We start from the raw sequence: 23,426 nt of genomic DNA on the forward strand, positions 1-23,426 counted from the left end.
AACGGGCGCGATGTACAACAGCCTCGTGAATTCGTTAGAATTTGAAGTTGTAGGTCACCGACGGAATAAGCGTTGCGAAAACTGAATACTTGATCGCTTCCGTTACGCGGGGATTGTCTTCGTTTGGCTGGAAAAAGACCGAGAACGGATTCTTACGGGCGTAGACGTTATAGACGGAGAAAACCCAGTTGTCTTCTTTCCGCTTACCGGGACGTTTCCGGCCTTGTAACGTGGCCGCCAGGTCGAGCCGGTGGTACGCCGGAATCCGGTAGTTGTTGCGTCCGTTTATGACTTGCCCTACGTAGCCCTGAAATTCAAATCGGTTGGTTGGGAATGTGGCGGGGGTACCGCTGGCTAAGGTAAACGTCGCCGAAAAATTCCAGCGTTTTGCTCGTGGCGGATCGAAGAGCAGCACCGATGTCAGGGTATGCCGTTTGTCGAAGCGCGTCGCGTACCAGTCACCGTTGTTGATACCGGCGACCTGACGTTCCGTTTTAGCCAGGGTGTAGCTAATCCAGCCGTTTACTACGCCCGTGTTGCGCTTCACGTAAAATTCTGCTCCATAAGCCCGACCCCGACCACTTAACAGTTCGCCTTCCAGGTACTTGTTTAAGATCAGGTTAGCGCCGTCGATGTAATCGATTTGATTTTGCAGCCATTTGTAGTACACTTCAACGGAGGCTTCAAACTCCTGACCCGATCGGCCAAAGTTTTTAAAGTAACCACCCGCTATCTGGTCGGCAATCTGCGGACGGATATTATTTGTGGAGGGCGTCCAGATGTCCAGCGGTGTTGACGCTGTGGTGTTTGAAATCAGGTGAATATACTGCGCCAGCCGGTTGTAACTCAGCTTGACCGAGCTATTGTCTCCCAGTTCGTACTTAGCTGCAAAACGCGGTTCCCAGTTGCCGTAGGTCTGAATCGTTTTGCCGCCCCGGTAGTCAAGCGTCGTCAGCACGTTCCGTCGTTGGCCGACGGGCACATCCGTCTGAAAAATGTACGCCTGACCTGGTCCGATGTAGTTGAACAACGAGTAACGAAGTCCGTACTGAAGCTGTAATTTGCCCGTAAGCTGCTGCTCGTTGCCAATGTATAGCGCGTTTTCTAAGCCGTATTTGCTTTCCAGCCCAAACGTGCGAATGGAGCCAGAACTGGCGGCTGTAGCCGTTCCAGGTTGAAAGTCGTGCAAAATAGACTGGCCACCGAACGTGATGGTGCTTTTACCGAGAAACAATGAGAAATCGGGTTTGATACTATAATCGACGATACGCGAGCCAGTGCGGAAAAAGTCGTTTTGCCGCTTACGCTTCAGGTCGGAGTCGAGCGAATAATCATAGTTGCTGTAATAGGCCGTGGTATTCAAAAACAAGCGGTCGCTGAACACGTGGTTCCAACGGGCTGAAAGGGTAGTACTGCCCCAGTTAAAGCCGAAATCGGAGCCGAACACATCACGACCCAAGTAACCCGACAAATACACAATGTTCTTGTCGTTGATGCGGTAGTTGCCTTTGGCCGTCAGGTCGTAGAAGTAAAATTTAGCACCACGGAGATCACTGTTGAGGAATGGCTGCGCCAGAATATCCGCGTAGGAGCGTCGACCCGCTATAATAAACGAACCTTTGCCTTTGAAAAGCGGTCGTTCGTATGACAACCGGCTAAAAATAAGGCCGATACCGCCGTTTAGTTCTGGCTTTTTGGCGTTGCCTTCTTTCAGTCGTACGTCGAGAATTGACGCGATCCGACCGCCGTAGTTGGCCGGAATTCCGCCCTTAATCAGCTTCACATCTTTAACGGCGTCGGGATTGAAAACGGAAAAGAAACCAAATAAGTGAGACGAGTTGTAGACGGGCGCTTCGTCTAGGAGTACCAGGTTCTGATCGATACTACCCCCGCGTACATTGAAACCTGTAGCGCCTTCGCCCACCGTTGAAACACCTGGTAAAAGCTGAATGCTGCGCACAACGTCAACTTCGCCGAGCAGCGCCGGAATACGCTTCAGTGTTTTGACCTCAATCTGATTAACGCTCATGGCGATACTCTTTACGTTATCGTCTTCACGTTTGGTCGAAACAACAACTTCCTGTAGTTGTTTGCCTTCTTCGCTTAGTTCAAGATCAAGCCGAAGGTTGCGGTCGGTTAGTGTTACCGATTTATTTTGTTTCTCGTAGCCTACGTAAGAGATAATCAGGTTGTAGTTGCCGGGAGGGACGGTTACGGCGTAGAACCCATAGTTGTTGGTTACAGCTCCGGTACCCGTTTCTTTCACGTAAACGGACACGCCAATCAAGCCTTCACCGTTCGACGCGTCTTTAATATAGCCGCTTACTGTCAATTGGGCAGGTGCGGCTTTCCCAACACCCATTGTGTTCTGATCGGTCTGTGCCCGTACCGTACTGATCGGTATAAGAAACAGGCATAAGAGCCGGATAAGTACCTTGTTTTTCATTCGGTTGTTTGTAAATTACAAGCTAGAGGTTTTGTTCAAACTGCTTTTGCCTATAGAGTCGTAAAAGTAGACAAGTGATTGGCTGTCTTTACGAAAAATTAGATGAAACAGCGAATTTCGATTGTGAATGGCGTGGTTTATTGTACTTAAACAGTAAAACTGCCTGGGTGTGGGCTAAATTGTGTGTTATTGGTATCCGCTTTTTTGTACATATAGTGATGACTTCGTTACGCATTCTCTTTTTTATTCTACTGGCGCTTCCCCAAACGGGCCTAGCTCAATCCTTGCTATGGGAAGTCTCCGGCAACGGGCTCAAGCAGCCTTCCTACCTGTTCGGAACCTACCACATTCTTAAAGACAGTTATCTCGACAAAGCCCCTACGGTCCGAACAGCTTTCGATGCGGCCCAGGGAGTCGTCGTTGAAACAACGGTCGATTCATCGGCCATGCTCAACATGGCGATGCGCGCCCTGATGCCAGGCAATAGCTTGAAGAAACTACTGTCTGAACCGGATTACCAGTTAGTTGCTACGGAGTTCAAGCAGGTGACAGGCTATGACCTGGCTATGTTCAACATGATGAAGCCGATTATGACGGCAACGACATTAAGCCTTGGCTATGCCGAAAAAGAGGTTGATACGCTCCGTAAGTTTACCGGACAGCCGCTTGATTTATACTTTGCGGTCGAAGCGAAAAAGAAAGGAAAAGCCGTTACTCCGCTCGAAACGATGGAGCAGCAAATGGCTTTTTTGTTCGACCACGATCCGGTGGAAAAGCAAGCTGCGGATCTGGTTAAACTGGTGAAGGAGAAAAAAGACACAAAAGGTCAGAGCCAGCACCTCACCGACCTCTACTTAGCGGGTGACCTGGAAGGAATGTGGAAACTGGGGCAGCAACACGAAGAAAAATACGGTGATCTGTCGTATCTCGTCAAAGAGCGAAACCAAACCTGGATGGGAAAATTACCGACGATCATGGCTGTTCGACCCACGTTTGTAGCGGTTGGTGCGCTTCATTTGCCCGGTCCGGAAGGCTTGATTGCCTTGTTGCGCAAAGCGGGCTATGAGGTGAAGGCCAAGTGAAACTTTGACATAAAGCTGGGTAAGCGGGGCCGCCCGTGCGGTTCTCAAACGAGTATTGTCCGGAACATTGGCTTTGCTCTAATTCGATATGCTTCTATGGTGGTGTCGGCGGGGCCGCCCGTGCGGTACTCAAAACCGACACCACGTAAAACAAAGAGGGGTCAGGTTTGAGAACCTGACCCCTCTTTGTTTTACAGCTTTTCCCGCAGGTAGTCGGCGGTGTAATTTCCTTCCGTCAGCTTCACCATTTCTTCGGGTGTACCCGTAAATGTGATGTAGCCACCCGTTTCACCGCCTTCGGGACCGATATCGATGATATGGTCGGCGCTCTTGATCACCTCCATGTTATGCTCGATAATAATCACTGAGTCACCCTGATCAACGAGGGCGTTGATAGCCGACAGTAGTTTTCGAATATCGTGGAAATGCAATCCGGTCGTTGGTTCATCGAAGATGAACAGCGTGCCCCCTTTGTTTGGATTGCCTTTGCCGAGGAACGATGCCAGCTTGACGCGCTGTGCTTCGCCACCCGAAAGCGTATTCGCCGATTGTCCAAGTCCGATATACCCTAAGCCAACCTCTTGCAAAGGCCGCAGTTTGTCCGCCATTTTGGTATCAACTTTCTTGAAAAAGTCGATGGCTTCATCAACGGTCATATCCAAAATGTCCGAGATGTTTTTGTCGTGCAACGTCACTTCCAGCACTTCCTGCTTGAACCGCTTGCCATCACAGCCTTCACATTTGAGATAAATGTCGGCCATGAACTGCATCTCAATCTTCACTTCGCCTTCGCCCTGGCACACTTCGCAGCGTCCACCGTCAACGTTGAAAGAAAATTGACTTGGCTTATAGCCGCGTGATTTGGACACCGGCTGATCGGCCATGACCTGACGCAGATAGTCGTAGGCTTTGATGTACGTAACCGGATTCGACCGGCTTGATTTACCGATTGGATTCTGATCGATCATTTCAATCGCCGAAACCCGGTCCAGTGAGCCGCCAAGGCTGTCGTATTTGCCCGCTTCTTCGGCAGTTTCACCTTTCTCCCGCATCAAAGCAGGATAGAGCACCTTGCGAATCAGTGTACTCTTGCCAGAACCCGACACACCCGTTACGACTGTCAAGGTATTGAGCGGAAAACGCACGTCTACATCTTTGAGGTTGTTTTCGCGAGCCCCTTTCAACTCGATAAAATTTGTCGATTTGCGTCGGAAGGCAGGCACTTCAACCGTTTCGCGGCCCGTCAGGAAGTCGAGCGTGTGCGATTGCATTGCACCTTCCTCGGCTTCTTGACGTTGCTCTGTTCCCTGGGTCATGCTTTGCTCAATCTCCTCCCATGTACCCTGGAAGACCAGATGACCGCCAAGCGAACCCGCATCAGGGCCAATATCGACTAACTGATCAGCGGCCCGCATTACTTCTTCCTCGTGTTCAACGACAATAACCGTATTACCCATGTCGCGTAACGATTCGAGCACACTAACCAGGCGTTTTGTATCACGTGGGTGCAGGCCGATGCTGGGTTCGTCCAAGATATACATCGAGCCAACCAGTGCTGAACCGAGTGAAGTTGCCAGCTTAATGCGCTGGTATTCACCGCCAGACAACGTATTCGTCAATCGGTTAAGAGTCAAATACCCCAGGCCGACCCGCTCCATGTAATCCAGGCGATTACGAATTTCGGTCAGGATACGGCTAGCAACCTGCTGCTGGTGCGAAGGTAAATCAATCGTACGGAAGAACGTGGTTGCTTCGGTAAGGGGCATCAGGACCAGGTCCGTAATTGACTTACCGGCAATCTTTACGTAACCCGCGTCTTTGCGTAAGCGCGAACCCCGGCATTCTGGACAGGTCGTTTTACCCCGGTAACGCGACAGCATGACCCGGTATTGCACCTTGAACGTCTGGCTTTCCACGTAGCTGAAAAAAGCGTTCAACCCATCGAAGTACTTGTTGCCCGTCCAGAGAAGTTCCTGTTCAGCGGGGGAGAGGTCTTTATAAGGTCGGTGGATGGGAAAATCGAAGCGGATGCCGTTTTTAAGCAAAGGCTTCAAAAACTCCGCATTCATTTTCTCGCTACGCCAGGGTGCAATCGCCCCCTCAAAAACCGAAAGATTCTTATCAGGAATAACCAGATCCGGGTCGATACCCAGTACCTTACCGAAGCCATCGCACCGGCGGCAGGCACCGTACGGATTATTAAACGTGAACAGGTTGACGCTCGGCTCTTCAAAGACAATCCCGTCCAGTTCGAACTTATCGGAGAAAACCCGCGATTCTTCGGTTGCCCCAGATCTTCCTACGACCGCTACCCGGCAGGTGCCTTCGCCTTCGTTAAAGGCTGTCTGAACCGAATCCGAAAAACGGTATTGATTGTCTTCGTCCGGGTTCCCGTTGTCGTCGAAGATAACAGTACCACGGTCGATAAGTATTTCGAGTGATGAGTAGGCGAGGTCAATCGTGTCTTCTTTGCCTTCGCCCAAAACGTCCTCAATCTGAAGAACCTGCTGACCAGCGGGGCCACCATCAGCCACAATCCGGGTGTAGCCTTTCTGAAGCAGAATAGGCAGCTCGTTGGCTAACGTTCTGTCGTCGCGGATGCGGAGCGGGGCCAGAATCATAACCCGTTGCCCAGCCGCAAAACTGTGAATAAAATTAACAACGTCCGTAACCGTGTCTTTGCGCACCTCATGGCCCGAAACCGGCGAGTACGTCACGCCCGCCCGCGCAAAGAGCAGCTTGAGATAATCATAAATTTCGGTAGACGTTCCAACGGTTGAGCGGGGGTTGCGGGTCGATACTTTCTGTTCGATGGCAATCGCCGGTGAAACACCCTTGATGTATTCAACTTCGGGCTTTTCCATCCGGCCCAGAAACTGCCGGGCGTAGCTGCTCAGGCTTTCGACGTACATGCGTTGCCCTTCGGCAAACAGTGTATCAAATGCCAACGATGATTTTCCTGAGCCCGACAGCCCAGTCAAAACAACTAATTTATTGCGGGGAATAGCAACGTCAATTCCTTTCAGATTATGTACTTTCGCCCCTTTAATGATAATAAACTGTTTGGGGTCGAGGTAGTCAACCGACTGTGCTGATTCGGTTTTCGTGCTTTGAGTCATTCTAAGTCTGTAGGGTAAACTCTATCTAAATTTTAACGGTTTATTCGTCGATATGGTTTCTCTTGGCGAATATTCTTAGCGGCTTGAGACGGTGAAGAATAGACATTTAGGCGTAACTGCAACAGCACGTCCATTCGTGTCGTAATGGGTATCGAGAACAATGGATTTTGCCAGTGAAGATATTATCCGATTGGTCGTTCCGCTGCTTATGGGCGGTGCGATTGGTGCGGAGCGCGAGTATCACGGCAAATCAGCTGGTTTTCGAACCATGATTATGATCTGTGTGGGTTCGGCCTTGTTTACCCTCGTGTCAGGGCGTCTTGGCAATGGCTCCAATGATCGGGTTGCCGCTAACATTGTTAACGGAATAGGCTTCCTCGGAGCGGGTATTATTTTTCGGGAAGATAATCGGGTAAAGGGGCTAACCACAGCCGCGACGGTATGGTCGGTAGCGGGTTTGGGAATGAGTGTCGGCAGCGGGAATTATGATATCGCCCTCATTGGCTTTGTGCTTGTGCTAAGTTCCTTACTTTTTCTGGGCAATCTGACAGACCAAATTCAGAAAATAAATCAAACGCGTGAGTACCGCCTTGTGGCGGAGTTTCCAAACCGGACGCTGGAAGATTACGAGGCTTTTTTTAAGCAATACAATCTGGTACCAACACGAGGACAACGGCAACGCATCGGGACTAAGATTACAGGCCGCTGGCGAGTGCGAGGCCGGGCTACTAACCACGAAAAATGCATTAAACATTTGTTAAACGACCCTGACATAAAAGAATTTACGTTCTGATTTCGTTACATTCGGGAAGCTGGGTGACAAGACGCTGATAAATAAAATAAGCATGTTTAAGCGTTTACCAGCCAGCTTTCTTTTACCACAATCCATCATGAATCATATTCAAAGAGTACTGTTTGTTATAGCTTTATTGAGCAGCAGCGTTGCATTTGCACAACTCACCGAAGATCCGGAAGATCGTCGGGATCAAGGTAAAGACCCACTAAAAACACAGACGGTGGACGGTCAGCCTCTTCCTTTTGCGCAGCGGTTGCGCTTTGGGGGTGGCATCAACGGTTTCCGCTTTGGTAATCCGTTCAGCATTGGTGTTTCGCCCGTTATTGCTTATCAGGCCACCGAACATCTGATCGTCGGAATCGGGGGAACTTACAATTACACGCGCTATAAGCCTTATTTTAACGGATTCAATAACGTTGGTGGACAGACTTACAACCAATACGGAGGAAGAGGTTTCCTGATGTATGAATTCATTCCGTCTATTTTGCCTAACCTTTATTTACACGGTGAAATAGAAAATAGTACCGTTCAGCAAAAGGTTGACGGAGTCGCTGGGAGTTATAGCGGGCAAGTAACGGCACCTTTGATTGGCCTTACGTATTCGCAGCCGATCTCTCGTCGATTCGGTGTTAACCTAACCGCGCTTTACAATCTGAACTATGACGCTAACACAGGGTTGTCGCAGTACATTTATGGTAGCCCTTTAGTCATTCGGTTATCTTTCTTCTAAGCGCCTAACATAAACATAGAACAGAAAAGGCATCGCTGTAGAGCGATGCCTTTTCTGTTCTATGAGTTTTAAGTAATCTGCTGCCAGATTGGTAATGCATTGTCGAGGAACCAGTCCATTCAGTCAACCAAGGCTTACTCTTTTTCGACCGTAATTTTTTGGGTGGTAGCATCAATCTATGGTGTTAGGAGCTTGTTCTAAATGGTGAATCAGGTGTTATATAACTTAAGTATTTTTAAATTATCTAAATCCATTATAAGCTAAAAAAGATCGTAGATACATTACGGAATAGGTCTAAGTCGCATCTGATTTCTTAAACAAAGGCAGGAGATTCTTACTTCTTATCTAAACGGCTTGGTGTCTATAGCAAATAATCGATTTGTTAACTACCAGGTCTAATTACCTTAATTACATAATGATAGGAAGCGTATGAATACGATACGTGTACTGGCATCAGGATTACGATTTCCCGAAGGCCCGGTGTTTGACCATACCGGACACCTTTGGTGTACAGAGCAAGAGGGCGAAGGTTTACTTTGCTGGAGTTCAGATGGGGCAACGAGACGAATCAAAACGGGAGGGAAGCCAAGTGGAGCAGTCGCACGTGGCAACTACATCTGGTTTTGCGACTCGGGACAGCAGGCCATCCGACGCATGGCGATTGAGACAAAAGCAGTAGAGACTGTAATCGACCGAATTGGCGCTGATCCATTGCATTGGCCAAATGATTTGCATTTCGATCAGCAGGGGAATCTACTATTTAGCTGCCCCGGTGATCCCGAAGCCGATGAACCTGGCTACGTTGCGGTTTATACACCCAAAGGAGCCGTTGAAATCATCGCCGAGGGGCTGGACTATCCCAATGGGTTGGCCTTATTGCCTGACAATCAGACGTTACTTATTGGCGAAACCCATCAGCAGCGTATCTGGCAGGGTTACTGGGATGCCGATAGCTTGAGTTGGGAAAATATAAGCGTTCTGACCAATGTCATTGAAGCGCCGATGGGACATGACATACCCGGACCAGACGGAATAAAAGTAGGGCCGGACGGAGACATCTATGTAGCCATTTATGGGAGTGGCATTATTAGGGTGTTCTCGCCCAACGGTGTTTTTCAGAAAGACATTAAACTGCCAGGGCAGAACCCGTCAAACTGCGCTTTCGATCCCTCGGGCGAATTAGGGCTGGTCGTTACTGAAACCGAACGGGGTGAACTGCTGAGTATTAGCTTATAAGACTGAAAAAGCGGGGGCCTAAATCGTGCAACACGATTTAGGCCCCCGCTTTTTGGAAACGTAATGATTTATTTCAGTTCGGCTATTACCGTTACTCCGCCTTTGGTTCTATCGCCGATCTTCACGTTGACTTCTGCATCGAGCGGTAGGAACACATCAATCCGGGAGCCGAATTTAATAAAGCCCATTTCCTGACCCTGTTCTACTGGCTGCCCTTCTTTTACATACCAGATAATGCGTCGGGCAACCGCACCGGCGATCTGCCGGAAAAGTACTTCAACACCGTTTTTCGCCTGGATTACTACCGTTGTTCGCTCATTCTCGGTACTGGACTTAGGATGCCACGCTACCAAGTATTTGCCAGGATAATACTTGAAATAACGAACAATACCCGTAACCGGATTTCGGTTGACATGCACGTTGAGCGGTGACATGAAAATCGAAATTTGCCGCCGGCGGCCTTTGAAGTATTCGTCTTCGTCGGTTTCTTCGATGACGACAACCGTACCGTCTGCCGGAGCAATTACCTGCGCTTCGTGAATGGTCAGTGGCCGGTTTGGCACGCGGAAAAACTGAACAATCAGCCCGAACAAGATTAGACTGGCTATTGCTAGTAGTATGATAGCCGTCGAATTGTCGGAAAACAGGTAGTAATAAGCCAGTAGGTTCAGGGCTAGTAAAACTAACCCTGTTGTAATCATGATGGTGAAACCTTCGCGGTGTAAGCGCATAAAAAGAATAGGATGTATACGATATGATGTATTGCTGATGCGTCAGATATGAGCAAAATTATGCATCATACCGTACACATCATACCTTTTTACGAAAATCAATAGCCTCCGCGGAATTTGTAGGTACTTGATACTTTGTCAATAGCGACAATATAAGCGGCCAAACGAAGCGGAACCTGATACCGTTGTGACGTCTCGAATACCCGGTCGAAGGCATCTTTCATAACCCGGTCGGCCCGGCGGTTGACCCGGTCGAGCGTCCATTTATAACCGATCCGGTTCTGAACCCATTCAAAATAAGAAACCGTAACGCCACCGGCATTAGCCAGAATATCAGGCACAACCAGAATACCTTTGCTGTTTATAATCTCATCAGCGGAGGCAGAAGTTGGGCCGTTCGCTCCCTCAACGATCATACGGGCTTGTATGGATGCTGCGTTGTCGTCCGTAATCACATCTTCTTTGGCCGCAGGGACAAGCACGTCAACCGCTAACGAGAGTAGCTCTTCGTTCGATATCTTCTCGGCACCTGTAAAGCCTTCTAATGTACCTTTATTGGCATTCCGGTAAGTGACGGCTGCGGTAATGTCGATGCCGGACGCGTTGTAGTAGCCACCCGATATATCACTGACAGCGACAACCGTAACACCCCGCTCATGGAGTAGTTCGGCAGCAAAGGACCCGACATTACCAAATCCTTGTACAGCGGCTGTAGAACGGTATGGGTTGATCCGTAATTTGTCCATTGCCGCCAACGCTGCTACCGTAACCCCACGTCCAGTCGCTTCAGTGCGGCCAAGGGAGCCACCCAGTACCAAAGGCTTACCCGTCACCACATTGTTGACCGTCATACCTTTAGCCTTCGAGTATTCATCGACGATCCAAGCCATTTCGCGCGGGCCTGTTCCCATATCAGGAGCCGGGATATCGCGGTCTGGACCAATAACGTCGAGCATAGCAACGGTGTACTGACGAATCAATCGCTCAATTTCACCCGCCGACATCTCACGAGGGTTGCAGGCGATTCCACCTTTTGCTCCCCCATAAGGGATATCCACTACGGCGCATTTCCAGGTCATCCAGGCAGCCAGCGCCCGAACTTCATCCAGATTGACCGCTGGATCAAGGCGAATACCGCCTTTGGCAGGTCCCAGAATGTTTGAGTGAATAACGCGGTAACCTTCAAAAACTTTAATAGCCCCGTTGTCCATTGTAACGGGGAGTCCCACGATAACCTGTCTGGCCGGTACTTTCAAGATATCGTACATTTCGTCCGAAATGCCCAGTAAACGAGCAGCCGCGTCGAATCGCGACATCATGGACTCAAGGGGATTTTCCTTATCTTTTATTGGGGCTGGTTCAATGTATGCCATAGCCATAATGTTACTTCACTTTTTAAAACTATTTTATCGATGAAGTGTGTCACAAAACTAATTAAAAGCAATGTATTGTTATGAAAAGTATATTTTTTCTACGATTAGTATAAAATAAAATTCCTAAGAATCGTCTATATACGACCGTTAGACCGAAATTGTAATAAACTGATACCGACGGTTTCAAAAGAAAAATCGGTTATAGCGGCAAATTGCAATTCAATAAAATTCTATAGGACCACTATTCTTATTGATAGATTCGTTGAAAATCAGGGTAAAAAGCGTTAATTTTGGGGAAAGATACATCCATACAGCTAGTAACTATGGTTCAGGAGGAAAAGAAGCGCTACTCGGAAGAAGACCTGAAAGAGTTCGAAGAACTGATCGGTCAGAAACTTGAAGCGACCCGTAGTGAGTTGAATTATATCAAGGAAACGCTAAGCAAGCGCAACGATAGTGGTACCGATAATACATCAGGCAATTCTAAATTGCTCGAAGATGGCGCTGATACCAGTGAACGTGAGAATCTTAGCCAATTGGCCGCTCGGTTGCAAAAGTTCACGCAGCAGTTAGATGCAGCAATGGTACGGATCAAGAACGGAACCTATGGGATTTGTAAGGACACCGGAAAGCTGATCCCTAAAGAGCGTCTGCGGGCGGTTCCTCATACGCAACAAACGATCGAAGCTAAATTGCGGCAATCAAATTAGTACGCGCTGCTGTCGCGGCTAAACATAACTGTCATCAGGAACGGTGCACAGCCTAACTCGCTGACGCCTGTATATAAACTTTAAGAAGGTCTGGTAGCTAGTCTATCAGACCTTTTTTTGTGGTTAACATTCGTTAAGTGAATCGCGTCGAGCGCTAAATCAGCGTTCACTCGGCTCATAAAAATCGGTCTCTCTGAACCTATGGCCAGCTGTAATGAACGCCCGGCGACTAAGCCAGAAAGGTTCAGAACAGGGTATACACGAAAGGATATACCATTAAAGCGCTGAAAATGGATAAATTCTAAACAAAATGAGCCGTTTTTGGTAAATAACGCAGAGCAAAGTTAAACACATACAATCATGCTGGAACGCTTGGAAGAAGTTCGAGAAAATATCTTCCGCTATCTGGAGGCTCGTATCGAGTTATTCACACTCGAAACAAGAGGCAAAGTGGAGGAAGGAGTTGTCGTCGGTATTCACGGTATTGGCTTGGCGCTTCTTGGCACCATGACAGTTATATTCTTATTCAGTCTGCTGGCCGCGTATTTAAACGAAGTAACGGACAGCCGGTATCTCGGTTTTTTGATCGTAGCCGGATTTTTTCTGCTTTTGACGATAATTTGGGGTGCAGCAAGTGGTTTTGTAAAATCAAAAATCAGGGTGGCTGCCTACAGTGCTATTAAGAAAAGCCAGGAGAAAAAGGCCGAAGAAAAAACGGAAGCTGTCAGCGAACTGATGGAAAAAACACGCGCTAGTTTAGATCAAACCAACCGTTATGCCCAGTAGGGGCTTTTCAATAGGCGATTAATTGTAAACTACACATACCAAGTCGAGGAAAGAAAATTATGGAAGACCCAAAAGTACCTTTTGCCGATACTACGGCTCGTCGGGCTCAATTGATGGCTGCTACTGAGCGGTTTAAATCGTCCATTACAGATAGCGTAGATTCGATTAAAGACGACGCTTCTGAAATCGGGAAAACAGCCGCGTTTGTAGCAGGTGTTGGTTTAGCCGTATATTTGGTCGTAAATGCTATTCTGCCAAAGTCTGATGAGTACCGATACGCTGAAAAGTATGGTGAACCAGAAGATCGTGATTTTTCGTACGAAGAGTATGACGAAGATGAACCATCGAATGCGCATCCTACTCAAAGAGCAATAAAGCAGCAAGCAAAAAAGACACAAAAATCAGCTGCCGCAAGTGGTTTGATCGGGGGTTTAATTACCACTGTTCTGACAAATATTGCTCGCGAGCAGCTAACCGGCTTTTTAGCTCGTATCCGTCAGAATAATGCGATCAATCCAACCGCAGACCCCAGGACCGGAGGACAATACCACGCCAAGGCAACTACTGAGCCTGCGCAATACACTACGCAACTATAAATCAGCTGGTCGAAAATCACTGGCCGTCTTGCTTGATCCCGACAAGATCAAGCAAGATGAGCTTTCAGCACTAGTAACTCGCGCCGACCAATTCGCTGTTGACTTCTTTCTCGTCGGTGGTAGTTTAGTTACGGAATACATCCACAAGGAAGTTATTGCTACCATTCGCCAGCACACCGACATACCCGTGATTTTGTTTCCGGGTAATCCGTTACACATCGAACCGTCGGCCGATGCTATTCTTCTGCTTTCACTTATTTCCGGTCGGAACCCCGAGTTTTTAATAGGACAGCATGTTATTGCTGCACCCCTTCTCAAACGAAGTGGTTTAGAGATACTGTCGACTGGTTACATGCTGGTTGATAGTGGAACTCAGACTACCGTTTCGTATATTAGTGGCACCACTCCCTTGCCGCACGACAAGCCCGATGTAGCGGCCTGCACGGCCCTGGCGGGCGAAATGCTTGGTCTACAGATCATGTATTTAGACGCGGGAAGTGGAGCACGCTGGCCAGTACCGCCTGCGATGATTGCTGCTGTTCAAGCCGTAGTCGATTGCCCCGTTTTAGTTGGGGGAGGAATCAACTCGGGCGAAAAAGCATACAACGCGTTGAAAGCAGGAGCCGATGTTATTGTTGTAGGCAACGGTATTGAGCAGAATCCAGAGCTGCTCCCTGAATTAGCAGCCGTTGTGCGGGAGTTCAATCAATCAGTAGTGCAAGCGTAAACGTATGAAAAACATTGCTTTAATCATTTTGTGCATCTTTGGCACAATTGGTTTATTTACACCAGGTTCTGCCGTTGCACAAGGACGCAATGAACCTGTTTTTACGGTAGCTGAGCAGCAACCGGAGTTTCCGGGAGGAAATACGGCACTAAGTCGCTACCTGGCCGAAAATATTAAGTTTCCTAACTCCTTGTCGCGTAGAAATTACAATACCGGACCGGTTTCAGCCAAGTTTATTATTGGTAAGGACGGAGTCGTGCGTGACGTACGCGTTACATCGAAACCACTCGATAAAAAGACCCAGAAAGGAATGCAGGACTTCATGACAACCATTATCTCGGCCATCGAAAAAATGCCGCGCTGGCAGCCCGGCGAGGTTAATGGGAAGCCAGTCGCCGTTTTTTATACACTGCCGATAGAAGTAAGTATGCAATAAACGAAAAGAGCCAGTCACTACTAACTGGCTCTTTTCGTTTTAGACGTTCATCAGTGATTCCCGGCGACGCATCTTGCCCGCAGGAATACCAAACATCATCTTAAAACGACGGCAGAAGTAAGCGGTATCCTTATACCCAACTTCCGCTCCAATAGCTCGGATGCTCTTTTTGCTCGTACGTAGAAGACCGACGGCTGCTTCCATCCGCTGGTATTCGATATAATCCTGTGGATTAATACCCGTCAGCATTTTGAAGTACTGTCCAACGTAATCTTCCGAAACGTTAGCAACGTTGGCCAACACCTTGTTTGACAGATCGCCACCTAGGTTTTCCTTGATGTAAGCGAAAATATCGATTAAGCGCGGATCTTTAAAATAAGTACTGTTGGTTACCAGCTGTTCGACGAACAGACGGTTCTTAAGGATGTACCGAACAACTTCAATAACGATTTCTTCGGTCTTGATCTTAACGATACGACCCTTACCCGCAAGATCCGTCATGTCCTCGGCCAGAATCTGGTCGATTGTATTCGCCAGGTGATCTTCCCGTTTGATGATGAAAGGCGGTACATCGAGTGAGTTGAAGAAGTTCACCGAGTCGAAAACCTTAGCCTCGAAGGACACATACCCAAACGAATTAGGCAAATGCCCGATCAGTTTTGGATCGTGGTTTCCTTCCCAGTACGATTCCCGGTGCGTCATAAACTCCTCGTTGGAAACCGTTTTAGAACTGGTAGGGTCTCCATAGGTAACCGTCACGTGCTTTCCACCCGGAATAAACAGCATATCGCCTACGTTAACTTTAACGCGTTCTTCGCCGATGGATACCTCGCCATTATATAAGATCAGCAACGTGTTTTCAACATCATAGAAGTTTCTGATGGTGATAGGTTGCAAAATCCGAATGTTACGGGCCTTAATAAACTTCACGCCCAGTGATTCAATTATTTTATTGTAGTCTTCCATAGCTGAAAGGAAAGTGCGCGTGAATGCTACATGCTTTCAAAGTTGCACAAAACTAATAATTTGTACAAAACTAATACAAGTATAAAAGTTTCCAAAAAATAAAAAAATAGTGCGTATTCTTATTGAACACGCACTAGCCCTTTGAAAAAATTCTATTTTATTAGGAATAGAGTTAGCGAATGAGTTCACGCGCTATAACTAGTTTTTGGATTTCGGACGTACCCTCATAAATCTGAGTAATTTTGGCGTCACGCATCAGACGTTCTACGTGGTATTCCTTTACGTAACCGTAGCCACCATGAATCTGTACAGCCTCTGTGGTAGCCCACATGGCAACATCCGAAGCAAATAACTTAGCCATAGCAGCCGCCTGAACGTAATCGCCGTGTTCGTCTTTTATCCGCGCTGCCTTATAAACCAAAAGCCGGGCTGCTTCAATTCTGGTGGCCATTTCGGCTAATTTGAATTGAATAGCTTGGTGGTCAAACAGTTGTTTGCCAAATGATTTTCGTTCCTGTGCGTACTTAAGCGACAGTTCGTAAGCACCAGCCGCAATACCCAGTGCCTGGGCAGCTATACCAATGCGTCCACCGTTCAGGGTCGACATGGCGAATTTAAAGCCAAATCCGTCTTCGCCAATTCTATTTTTTTTAGGTATTTTAACGTCAGTAAACAACAAAGAATGGGTGTCGGAAGCGCGAATCCCCATCTTGTCTTCCTTCTTTCCTACGACGAAACCAGGTGTTCCTTTTTCGGCAATCAGACAGTTGATACCGCGGTGTTTTTTTTCGCGATCCGTCTGCGCAATGACCAGACAAACACTGGAGGAGTTACCGTTTGTGATCCAGTTTTTTGTACCGTTTACTAAATAATAATCTCCTTTGTCTTCCGCCGTCGTGGTTTGTGACGTTGCGTCGGAGCCTGCTTCGGGTTCCGAGAGGCAAAACGCGCCGATGATTTCACCAGCGGCCAGTGGTGTCAAATACGTTTGTTTTTGCTCCTCAGTACCGTACGCTTCAAGGCCGAAACAGACAAGCGAGTTGTTTACCGACATGATCACGGAGGCCGATGCGTCTACTTTGGAAATCTCTTCCATCGCCAGTACGTACGATACCGTGTCCATTCCGCCACCGCCGTATTCGGGCGAAACCATCATGCCGAGGAAGCCCAATTCGCCCATGCGTTTTACTTGCTCTGCTGGAAACCGGGCTTCGTTATCGCGCTCGATAATGCCAGGCAGCAGTTCGTTATGGGCGAAATCACGGGCGGCTTCCTGTACGGCGCGGTGTTCCTCCGACAAATTAAAATTTAATCCCTCTAGTCCAAGCGCTGCCGTTGCCATCTGAGTGAATTGGTTTTTTTCTTGTGATGATCGTCTACCTTAACGTAGGTAAAGATAAAAAAAACCTAGATAAATAGTATGCTTGCATACTACTATTCAAACAACAGTACGATCAATTCGGCTACGCAAGCTGGCTTTTGCTCACCTTCTACTTCAAATACACATTCGATAATGGCCCGTGTCCCTGATGTGTCCTCGTTATCATTCTGCGGTTCAGCATGGTGTAGCCAGCCTTTCATGCGCAGTTGGCTGCCGACGGGTACGGCATTCGAAAAGCGGATTTTGTTAGCGCCGTAGTTGACGGCCATCTTTACAGAATCGATCTGGTACAATTCGGCTAGTAACTTAGGAGCCAGCGAAAGCGTTAAAAAACCGTGCGCAACAGGCGTTTTGTAAGGCGATTCCTGCTTGGATCGCTCGGGATCGGTATGAATCCACTGGTTGTCGCCAGTCGCCTGAGCAAAGAGGTCAACGGCTTCCTGCGTAATGGTCATGTATTGTGTTTCGCCGAGCGATTGACCAGCGTGAGCCGCGAATTCGGCTAAGTTTGTGAAGTGTTGCATAGTTATTTTGAGGGACAACGTTCAACTTTGTCGCTATGACGAGAGCTGCCGATGTTGACCTATTTACGTTTGAAAATAACCAACTGGCATACCGTCGATTTGGTTATGGGCCAATCACACTATTGGCTTTTCACGGCTTCGGACAGACTGGGCAGGTATTTGCCAAATACGAAAATCTTCTTGGTGACCGATATACCCTGTTAGCCATCGATCTGTTTTTTCACGGTAGCAGTCAGTATCGGAGTAATCACTTGTTAACGAAAACTGTTTGGCAACGCTTGATTGACGCATTTTTACAGGCAAACGCCGTTGATCGTTTTTCGGTGGTGGGTTTTAGCCTGGGGGGACGGTTTGCGCTGACAACCGCCGAATTGTTAGCTAGTCGCGTCGATCAGCTGATTCTTATTGCTCCGGATGGTATTACGCCGAGTCGTTGGTACAAGTTAGCAACGGGTTCTTCCCTGGGCAGACGGTTGTTTCGGTTTGTGTTGACTCATCTAACGTTTTTAAGCACCATCGGTCATTTTTTGACACGGGCGGGGCTGCTGAATCGAACATTGATGCGCTTTGTTGAGATCTCGCTCGACACGCCCGAACGTCGCAATTTGGTGTATCAAAGCTGGACTCAGTTTCGGCTTATTTTTCCTGACCTTGAGCGGGTCGGTGATTTGATTAATGAAATGCGCTTAGAGACCCATTTTTTTATGGGCTCTTTCGACCGGATAATACCAACCAGTTATGTTCTCCCGCTTACAAAACGACTCTATCAGTTCGAATTGACAATCGTCAAGACAGGCCACAATTTGCTTATAGAGCTGGCGGGTGAACGGCTGGCAAAGCAGGTGTGAGAATGGCTTTACTTCAAGGCTCGTTGGATCACCTGCCACAAGCCCGCAATCGACACAATGACAAGGACAACGATAATGATCTGCGTCCAACTGCTTTGGTTTGGGTTTTCCAGTAGCGTTCGGATCTCACGCGCTTCGTGGCCCGACCAAATCGCAAGTAACGTTCTGGGCATCATACCTAGCAGACCGCCCAGCAATATGTTTTTCAGCTGAGCTCCCGAAAGAGCAAACAGTAGATTCGTAAGCCCGAAGGGAAGAATAGGGGAGAGCTTGGCGAAAAAAATAACTTCCAGTTCTTTGTTCAAAATTCGGTCGAGTACCGATTGTGCTTTGGGATTTCGGCGTAAAAAGCTCAGAAAGCGTTCATGATCGAGCCAGCGTACGAGGAGGTTGATGAACAGAATACCTCCCATGTTGACCAGAAAAAGCGGAAGTACGGCCTGCCAACCCAGAAAATAGCCAAAGATTAACGCCAGCATGGTCGGTGGCGTCAATGCGGCAGATGTGATTGCGCACAGAAGCGTAATACCGGCCCATTGCCAGGCTGTAAAACCGGCAATGTCTGACTCGTGAAGAATCGCGTAATAAGTCAGTAAAGACGTAAACACAATAGGCGTTACCGACATCAGGATGCCAGCAATAACAGGCCCGGTAAAGTGCTTTAGAATGGATGATTTCACGATATATCAAACTGCCAGACACCTGTTCTGGTTTGGTTTCTGTAACCTGGTCGTTTATCTACTGACTAGTTTTACTACTTTAGGACATGAAATTCGGAACCAAAGCCATCCATGCCGGTATTGAGCCGGACCCTACAACGGGTGCTATTATGACACCCATTTACCAGACATCGACTTATGTACAGGAGTCGCCGGGCAAGCATAAAGGGTACGAATACGCCCGAACGCAGAACCCGACCCGAACGGTGTTGCAAAATAACCTGGCCGCTCTTGAAAACGGCAAACATGGCATTTGCTACTCATCGGGGCTTGGTGCGACAGACGCTATTCTCAAACTGTTCAAACCCGGAGACGAAATTATAGCCAGCAACGATTTATACGGTGGCACGTACCGAATCATGGTGCGCGTCTTTCAGGAGTTCGGGCTTACGTTCAAATTCGTTAGCCTGGATAACCCCGCCAATCTGGAAGCGGCTATTACGCCAGCTACCAAAATGGTCTGGATCGAAACGCCTACAAACCCATTGTTACGGCTGGTCGATATCACTGCGATTGCGGCTATCACCAAACAACGGAACATTCAATTGGTGGTCGATAACACGTTTGCATCGCCGTATTTGCAGAATCCACTTGATCTGGGTGCCGATATTGTGATGCATTCGGTTACCAAATACCTCGGCGGTCACTCCGATACAGTTATGGGCGCTATTGTGCTCAACGACGATGAGACGGCCCAGCGGTTGGCATTTATTCAGAATGCCTGCGGTGCCGTACCGGGTCCACAAGATTGTTTCTTGGTACTGCGGGGTATCAAAACGCTGCACGTTCGGATGCAGCGGCACTGCGAAAACGCGTTGAAAGTCGCTCAGTACCTGCAACAACATCCGAAAGTTGGTTTAGTGCATTACCCCGGCCTTGAATCGCATCCGGGTCATGAACTGGCTAAAAAGCAGATGCGTGGTTTTGGAGGAATGCTGTCGTTTGAACTGAAAGGCGATTCGATGCCGGAAGCCGTACGGGTGATGGAAAGCTTTGCCGTATTCTCGCTTGGCGAATCGCTGGGGGGTGTTGAATCACTATGTACGCACCCGGCTAGTATGACGCACGCTAGTATTCCGAAGGAGGAGCGGCAGAAAAACGGCTTAAAAGACACGCTTATCCGGCTTAGTGTCGGTATCGAAGACGTTGACGACTTGATTCAGGATTTGGAACAGGCCATCGGGTAAGACTGAATTAGCCAGTGACCCAGCCGGGTTTGCGTGATTTAGGTGAATACGCTGATCGAACTTCGAAATCATCGTCACTCACCTAAATCACGCAAATCTCGCCGGGCCGCCGGGCGGTTTGGATTAGAAACGCACCCGAATTCCGGCGAGGAAGTTACGCCCGGCTTGTGGGTAATAGCCGTTGTCAGCCGTCACGCGTCCTTCTGAGATGTAAGCGTAGGTGTAGCCATTGGATTCATACAGTTCATTCAGGACGTTATTGAGCAACAACGTAAACGAAATCTCCTGAGCAAATTTTGGTTTTAGGCTATAGATCAGACGAATGTCGTTCGTGAAGTACGAGTTTAATTGGCGGCTTTCGTTGGATGTATTGTCGAGGTACTGCTTTCCAACGTATTTCGATAACAGTCCCAGTTCTAGTCCTTTGGCGGGGGTGAACAACAGTTGTGAGCCAGCAATCACGTTTGGTGAAAATGAAATATCAGTCTCGCTGTACTGCCGACTTTCCTGCTGACCGTTATCAAAGTTATCCAGGTACTCGGTGAAGTTACGGACTTTGTTACGGCTAAACGTTGCGTTTACATTCCAGCGCAATTGCTTGGCTAAGCGAGCCCCCGCTTCAAGCTCAATACCTGCCCGGTAACTAACCGGAATGTTTACGCGGTTGTAAGCGCCTACGTCGTTGAGCTGACCCGACAAAACGAGCTGATTCCGGTAAGTCATGTAATAGCCATTGGCCGTAAACGCCAGCCGCTCCGTTTGCAGTTTGTAACCCGCTTCGTAATCAATAAGGCGCTCGGCTTTGGGACGACTCTCCGGCGTCGATTGGGTGTAATCGTCGCGGTTTGGTTCGCGGTGGCCAACACCAACCGACGCGTAAGCGGTACTACGGTCGTTCAGGACGTAAGTCAAACCTGCTTTGGGATTGAAAAATGTTAGCTTAGCATCCTGTTGAACGTTTTGCAACTGGCTATTAAAACCAAGAAATGAGTAATCAATTTGCCGAACCTGCACATCAACAAAGCCATTGAGTGGTTTGCTGAATTGATAGAATGCCTTGGCGTACAGATTCAGGTCGCGTTTTGTCGCATCGTCGTTGTAATAGCGGTCCCGAATATTGGTATTACCAGCGATTCGCGCCCAGATAACCTCGCCGTAGTGTCCTCCCTGATAGTTATTCCAGCCACCACCAATATTTGCCGTTAGCTTACCAAAGCTATTGTAGTCAAGCGAAAAAACGGTCCCGTAAAAATCGTTATTGAGCCACCGTCGCCGAATGATGTCGGTGCGGGAGATGGTCGAATCGCCGATGACAACGTTGGGTAAGCCGTAATTGCTGAACCGATCATTGGGCCGGTATTGCTCGTAATAGCCTTTTCCTTTCGTGTAAAAAGCCGAAACGTTCAGTCGCCAGTTGCGGCTTAACTCATGCGATGTAATAAGCTGGTAGTTGTCTTGCTGGTAGTTATCGGTTTCGTTGTCGTAGGTGTAAACGTTGTACGTGCGGTTCGTTTTAAGCAGATTCTCAGGTACACCGCCCCACGACTGATACGTTTGTTCCTGACCCGAAAAAATGTTCAGCCGGAAAAAACTTTTCTTGGTATAATAACCGCCCGATACGTAGAACGACCGCAGATCAGAAAAAGCCCGGTCGACATAGCCGTCGGAATAAATCTTCGACAGCCGGGCGTCGAGTACGAAGTGATTGTTGATCAAACCCGTTCCGGCTAGTACGTTTACTTTGCGCGTGCCGAAAGAGCCCGCAGAGATATTCGTTTCAGCGTACGGTTTTTCTTCCAGCTTGTTGGTTTGAATATTGACCGAAGCGCCGAACGCACCTGCGCCATTGGTCGAGGTCCCCACACCCCGCTGAATCTGAATGCTGCTCACCGACGACGCGAAGTCGGGCATATTGACAAAAAACGTACCCTGCGATTCGGCGTCATTGTACGGAATACCGTTGAGCGTGACGTTTACCCGCGTGGCGTCGGACCCCCGGATGCGAATACCGGTGTAGCCCACGCCCGCTCCCGCGTCAGAAGTTGTAACGATAGACGGTGTAAAGTTGAGCAACTGCGGAATATCCTGACCTAGATTCAGCTTGTTCAAATACTGCCGCGACACATCAGTATAGGCAATGGCTGATTTCTGATTTGCCCGCGTAGCGCTCACAACAACTTCATCGACAGTCACCGCTGTTTTTCTGAGACTAACGGTTACCGTCGTGCATTGGCTTAGATTAATGGCTTGCGTTTGAGGCTCGTAGCCAAGCAGGGATACCCGAAGGGAGAGTGAACCCGGCTTTAGATTCGTTAGCTGAAACGAGCCGTTGGCATCGGTAAAGGTACCTTTGTACGTGCCTTCAAGCGTAACGGCAGCACCAGGAAGTATTCCGCCATCGGCGTCGTTGACGGTTCCCGAAATAACGAGTTGAGCCCAGGTGGGTAGCGCTGACAGACAGACGATAGCTGTCAAAAAAGCAAAAAACGGGGCACGTCTAAAATGACGAAGTGGTCCAGTCGTCGGTTTTTTCATAACGAAAAAGCATGACGATAAGCTAGGGGCCAAACCTATCCTTGGTTAGATATGATTTTGGTTGGTAACGATCACGACTGCACATCGTGACTACATCTCCCTTCACGGCATTACCCGTGCAGGTTCAATGGGTATAATCTCAGCCCGTTGTTATGAGGCACCCCTTAGAAGATTAGCAGCGCAAAGTTAAAGCAATTTTAACAAACAAGATTCTCTGTCAAACGTTACTTTTTCGAACAGTATTGTTGCCTATGAATGAGTTTGATTTAGTCGTGCTGCAAGGAGATCTGACGGATGGACGTTTAAAAGCGGGAGATATTGGCACGATTCTGACCGTCTACAATGGGGGTCAAGCGTTTGAAGTAGAGTTTGTAACCTTAACGGGCGAAGCAGTAGCAATCGTGACCTTAATGGCTCATCAGATACGCTCCGTTCGGGCGTCGGAAGTTATGACTGTCCGGGATATGACGGTTTAACCGAAAACTCTTCTGTAAACTT

At 48.3% G+C, this 23,426-nt stretch carries 21 protein-coding genes; 12 read left to right on the top strand and 9 right to left on the bottom strand.

The window, feature by feature from the left end; translation table 11 throughout:
• Positions 1–34 precede the first annotated feature (34 nt).
• Complete coding sequence (locus LQ777_RS00465) at positions 35–2,362, bottom strand: TonB-dependent receptor (RefSeq protein WP_425276937.1); 2,328 nt, start codon at positions 2,360–2,362, stop codon at positions 35–37.
• A gap of 302 nt (positions 2,363–2,664) precedes the next feature.
• Here LQ777_RS00465 and LQ777_RS00470 point away from each other — a divergent pair, with 302 nt between their 5' ends.
• Complete coding sequence (locus LQ777_RS00470) at positions 2,665–3,528, top strand: TraB/GumN family protein (protein ID WP_232560561.1); 864 nt, start codon at positions 2,665–2,667, stop codon at positions 3,526–3,528.
• Positions 3,529–3,719: 191 nt separating this feature from the next.
• Here LQ777_RS00470 and uvrA read toward each other — a convergent pair whose 3' ends face one another.
• Entirely contained in the window at positions 3,720–6,647 is a 2,928-nt protein-coding gene (uvrA, locus tag LQ777_RS00475; protein ID WP_232560562.1) for an excinuclease ABC subunit UvrA, read from the bottom strand.
• Positions 6,648–6,807: 160 nt separating this feature from the next.
• Between uvrA and LQ777_RS00480 the strand changes: the two genes are divergently transcribed.
• The 3 genes from LQ777_RS00480 to LQ777_RS00490 all read left to right on the top strand — a co-directional run bounded on the left by LQ777_RS00480 (position 6,808) and on the right by LQ777_RS00490 (position 9,409).
• Positions 6,808–7,440: an MgtC/SapB family protein gene (locus LQ777_RS00480; protein ID WP_232560563.1), complete on the top strand. Its 633-nt coding sequence runs from the start codon at positions 6,808–6,810 to the stop codon at positions 7,438–7,440.
• A 97-nt stretch (positions 7,441–7,537) separates the two neighbouring features.
• Positions 7,538–8,173, top strand: coding sequence for a hypothetical protein (locus tag LQ777_RS00485; RefSeq protein WP_232560564.1), 636 nt, complete (start codon positions 7,538–7,540; stop codon positions 8,171–8,173).
• Between the two features lie 429 nt (positions 8,174–8,602).
• A complete protein-coding gene (locus tag LQ777_RS00490) occupies positions 8,603–9,409 on the top strand; it encodes an SMP-30/gluconolactonase/LRE family protein (protein ID WP_232560565.1) in 807 nt (268 codons plus the stop codon).
• A 68-nt stretch (positions 9,410–9,477) separates the two neighbouring features.
• Here the strand turns inward: LQ777_RS00490 and LQ777_RS00495 are convergent, their stop codons facing one another.
• Positions 9,478–10,140 (bottom strand): phosphatidylserine decarboxylase family protein, encoded by a 663-nt coding sequence (locus LQ777_RS00495; RefSeq protein ID WP_232560566.1) that lies wholly within the window; start codon positions 10,138–10,140, stop codon positions 9,478–9,480.
• 98 nt (positions 10,141–10,238) lie between these two features.
• Entirely contained in the window at positions 10,239–11,513 is a 1,275-nt protein-coding gene (locus LQ777_RS00500) for a Glu/Leu/Phe/Val family dehydrogenase (protein ID WP_232560567.1), read from the bottom strand.
• A 323-nt stretch (positions 11,514–11,836) separates the two neighbouring features.
• On the opposite strand from LQ777_RS00500, the gene LQ777_RS00505 reads away from it, so the two are divergent.
• The 5 genes from LQ777_RS00505 (at position 11,837) to LQ777_RS00525 (ending at position 14,768) form a co-directional block, all read left to right on the top strand.
• On the top strand, positions 11,837–12,223 hold the full coding sequence (locus LQ777_RS00505) for a TraR/DksA family transcriptional regulator (RefSeq protein WP_167204884.1): 387 nt from the start codon (positions 11,837–11,839) through the stop codon (positions 12,221–12,223).
• Between the two features lie 360 nt (positions 12,224–12,583).
• Entirely contained in the window at positions 12,584–13,009 is a 426-nt protein-coding gene (locus LQ777_RS00510; protein ID WP_232560568.1) for a phage holin family protein, read from the top strand.
• A 59-nt stretch (positions 13,010–13,068) separates the two neighbouring features.
• On the top strand, positions 13,069–13,605 hold the full coding sequence (locus LQ777_RS00515; protein WP_232560569.1) for a hypothetical protein: 537 nt from the start codon (positions 13,069–13,071) through the stop codon (positions 13,603–13,605).
• Positions 13,514–14,332, top strand: a complete 819-nt coding sequence (locus LQ777_RS00520; protein WP_425276917.1) for a phosphoglycerol geranylgeranyltransferase — start codon at positions 13,514–13,516, stop codon at positions 14,330–14,332. The genes LQ777_RS00515 and LQ777_RS00520 overlap by 92 nt, the downstream gene beginning before the upstream one ends.
• Before the next feature lie 4 nt (positions 14,333–14,336).
• Entirely contained in the window at positions 14,337–14,768 is a 432-nt protein-coding gene (locus tag LQ777_RS00525; protein ID WP_232560570.1) for an energy transducer TonB, read from the top strand.
• Between the two features lie 39 nt (positions 14,769–14,807).
• On the opposite strand, the gene LQ777_RS00530 is transcribed toward LQ777_RS00525, so the two are convergent.
• The 3 genes from LQ777_RS00530 to LQ777_RS00540 all read right to left on the bottom strand — a co-directional run bounded on the left by LQ777_RS00530 (position 14,808) and on the right by LQ777_RS00540 (position 17,639).
• Complete coding sequence (locus tag LQ777_RS00530) at positions 14,808–15,734, bottom strand: AraC family transcriptional regulator (RefSeq protein ID WP_232560571.1); 927 nt, start codon at positions 15,732–15,734, stop codon at positions 14,808–14,810.
• A 172-nt stretch (positions 15,735–15,906) separates the two neighbouring features.
• On the bottom strand, positions 15,907–17,076 hold the full coding sequence (locus LQ777_RS00535; RefSeq protein ID WP_232560572.1) for an acyl-CoA dehydrogenase: 1,170 nt from the start codon (positions 17,074–17,076) through the stop codon (positions 15,907–15,909).
• Between the two features lie 92 nt (positions 17,077–17,168).
• Positions 17,169–17,639 (bottom strand): MaoC family dehydratase, encoded by a 471-nt coding sequence (locus LQ777_RS00540; protein ID WP_232560573.1) that lies wholly within the window; start codon positions 17,637–17,639, stop codon positions 17,169–17,171.
• Positions 17,640–17,674: 35 nt separating this feature from the next.
• Between LQ777_RS00540 and LQ777_RS00545 the strand changes: the two genes are divergently transcribed.
• Positions 17,675–18,487 carry an alpha/beta hydrolase gene (locus LQ777_RS00545; protein WP_232560574.1) on the top strand — a complete coding sequence of 271 codons (813 nt, stop codon included), beginning with the start codon at positions 17,675–17,677 and terminating at the stop codon, positions 18,485–18,487.
• Between the two features lie 8 nt (positions 18,488–18,495).
• On the opposite strand, the gene LQ777_RS00550 is transcribed toward LQ777_RS00545, so the two are convergent.
• Positions 18,496–19,167 (bottom strand): TVP38/TMEM64 family protein, encoded by a 672-nt coding sequence (locus LQ777_RS00550; RefSeq protein ID WP_232560575.1) that lies wholly within the window; start codon positions 19,165–19,167, stop codon positions 18,496–18,498.
• 86 nt (positions 19,168–19,253) lie between these two features.
• Here LQ777_RS00550 and LQ777_RS00555 point away from each other — a divergent pair, with 86 nt between their 5' ends.
• Entirely contained in the window at positions 19,254–20,393 is a 1,140-nt protein-coding gene (locus tag LQ777_RS00555; RefSeq protein WP_232560576.1) for a cystathionine gamma-synthase, read from the top strand.
• 123 nt (positions 20,394–20,516) lie between these two features.
• Here the strand turns inward: LQ777_RS00555 and LQ777_RS00560 are convergent, their stop codons facing one another.
• Positions 20,517–22,928, bottom strand: a complete 2,412-nt coding sequence (locus LQ777_RS00560) for a TonB-dependent receptor (RefSeq protein WP_232560577.1) — start codon at positions 22,926–22,928, stop codon at positions 20,517–20,519.
• Positions 22,929–23,179: 251 nt separating this feature from the next.
• Here LQ777_RS00560 and LQ777_RS00565 point away from each other — a divergent pair, with 251 nt between their 5' ends.
• Positions 23,180–23,404 (top strand): DUF4926 domain-containing protein, encoded by a 225-nt coding sequence (locus LQ777_RS00565; RefSeq protein ID WP_232560578.1) that lies wholly within the window; start codon positions 23,180–23,182, stop codon positions 23,402–23,404.
• Positions 23,405–23,426: the final 22 nt, after the last annotated feature.

It is taken from the genome of Spirosoma oryzicola (assembly GCF_021233055.1).
GTDB classification, from domain to species: domain Bacteria; phylum Bacteroidota; class Bacteroidia; order Cytophagales; family Spirosomataceae; genus Spirosoma; species Spirosoma oryzicola.

Excerpts from the sequence above, each read along its gene's own strand:
- LQ777_RS00465 (WP_425276937.1), bottom strand. The coding sequence starts at position 2,362 with ATGGGTGTTGGGAAAGCCGCACCTGCCCAATTGACAGTAAGCGGCTAT.
- LQ777_RS00470 (WP_232560561.1), top strand. The coding sequence starts at position 2,665 with ATGACTTCGTTACGCATTCTCTTTTTTATTCTACTGGCGCTTCCCCAA.
- uvrA (WP_232560562.1), bottom strand. The coding sequence starts at position 6,647 with ATGACTCAAAGCACGAAAACCGAATCAGCACAGTCGGTTGACTACCTC.
- LQ777_RS00480 (WP_232560563.1), top strand. The coding sequence starts at position 6,808 with ATGGATTTTGCCAGTGAAGATATTATCCGATTGGTCGTTCCGCTGCTT.
- LQ777_RS00485 (WP_232560564.1), top strand. The coding sequence starts at position 7,538 with ATGAATCATATTCAAAGAGTACTGTTTGTTATAGCTTTATTGAGCAGC.
- LQ777_RS00490 (WP_232560565.1), top strand. The coding sequence starts at position 8,603 with ATGAATACGATACGTGTACTGGCATCAGGATTACGATTTCCCGAAGGC.
- LQ777_RS00495 (WP_232560566.1), bottom strand. The coding sequence starts at position 10,140 with ATGCGCTTACACCGCGAAGGTTTCACCATCATGATTACAACAGGGTTA.
- LQ777_RS00500 (WP_232560567.1), bottom strand. The coding sequence starts at position 11,513 with ATGGCATACATTGAACCAGCCCCAATAAAAGATAAGGAAAATCCCCTT.
- LQ777_RS00505 (WP_167204884.1), top strand. The coding sequence starts at position 11,837 with ATGGTTCAGGAGGAAAAGAAGCGCTACTCGGAAGAAGACCTGAAAGAG.
- LQ777_RS00510 (WP_232560568.1), top strand. The coding sequence starts at position 12,584 with ATGCTGGAACGCTTGGAAGAAGTTCGAGAAAATATCTTCCGCTATCTG.
- LQ777_RS00515 (WP_232560569.1), top strand. The coding sequence starts at position 13,069 with ATGGAAGACCCAAAAGTACCTTTTGCCGATACTACGGCTCGTCGGGCT.
- LQ777_RS00520 (WP_425276917.1), top strand. The coding sequence starts at position 13,514 with ATGCGATCAATCCAACCGCAGACCCCAGGACCGGAGGACAATACCACG.
- LQ777_RS00525 (WP_232560570.1), top strand. The coding sequence starts at position 14,337 with ATGAAAAACATTGCTTTAATCATTTTGTGCATCTTTGGCACAATTGGT.
- LQ777_RS00530 (WP_232560571.1), bottom strand. The coding sequence starts at position 15,734 with ATGGAAGACTACAATAAAATAATTGAATCACTGGGCGTGAAGTTTATT.
- LQ777_RS00535 (WP_232560572.1), bottom strand. The coding sequence starts at position 17,076 with ATGGCAACGGCAGCGCTTGGACTAGAGGGATTAAATTTTAATTTGTCG.
- LQ777_RS00540 (WP_232560573.1), bottom strand. The coding sequence starts at position 17,639 with ATGCAACACTTCACAAACTTAGCCGAATTCGCGGCTCACGCTGGTCAA.
- LQ777_RS00545 (WP_232560574.1), top strand. The coding sequence starts at position 17,675 with ATGACGAGAGCTGCCGATGTTGACCTATTTACGTTTGAAAATAACCAA.
- LQ777_RS00555 (WP_232560576.1), top strand. The coding sequence starts at position 19,254 with ATGAAATTCGGAACCAAAGCCATCCATGCCGGTATTGAGCCGGACCCT.
- LQ777_RS00560 (WP_232560577.1), bottom strand. The coding sequence starts at position 22,928 with ATGAAAAAACCGACGACTGGACCACTTCGTCATTTTAGACGTGCCCCG.
- LQ777_RS00565 (WP_232560578.1), top strand. The coding sequence starts at position 23,180 with ATGAATGAGTTTGATTTAGTCGTGCTGCAAGGAGATCTGACGGATGGA.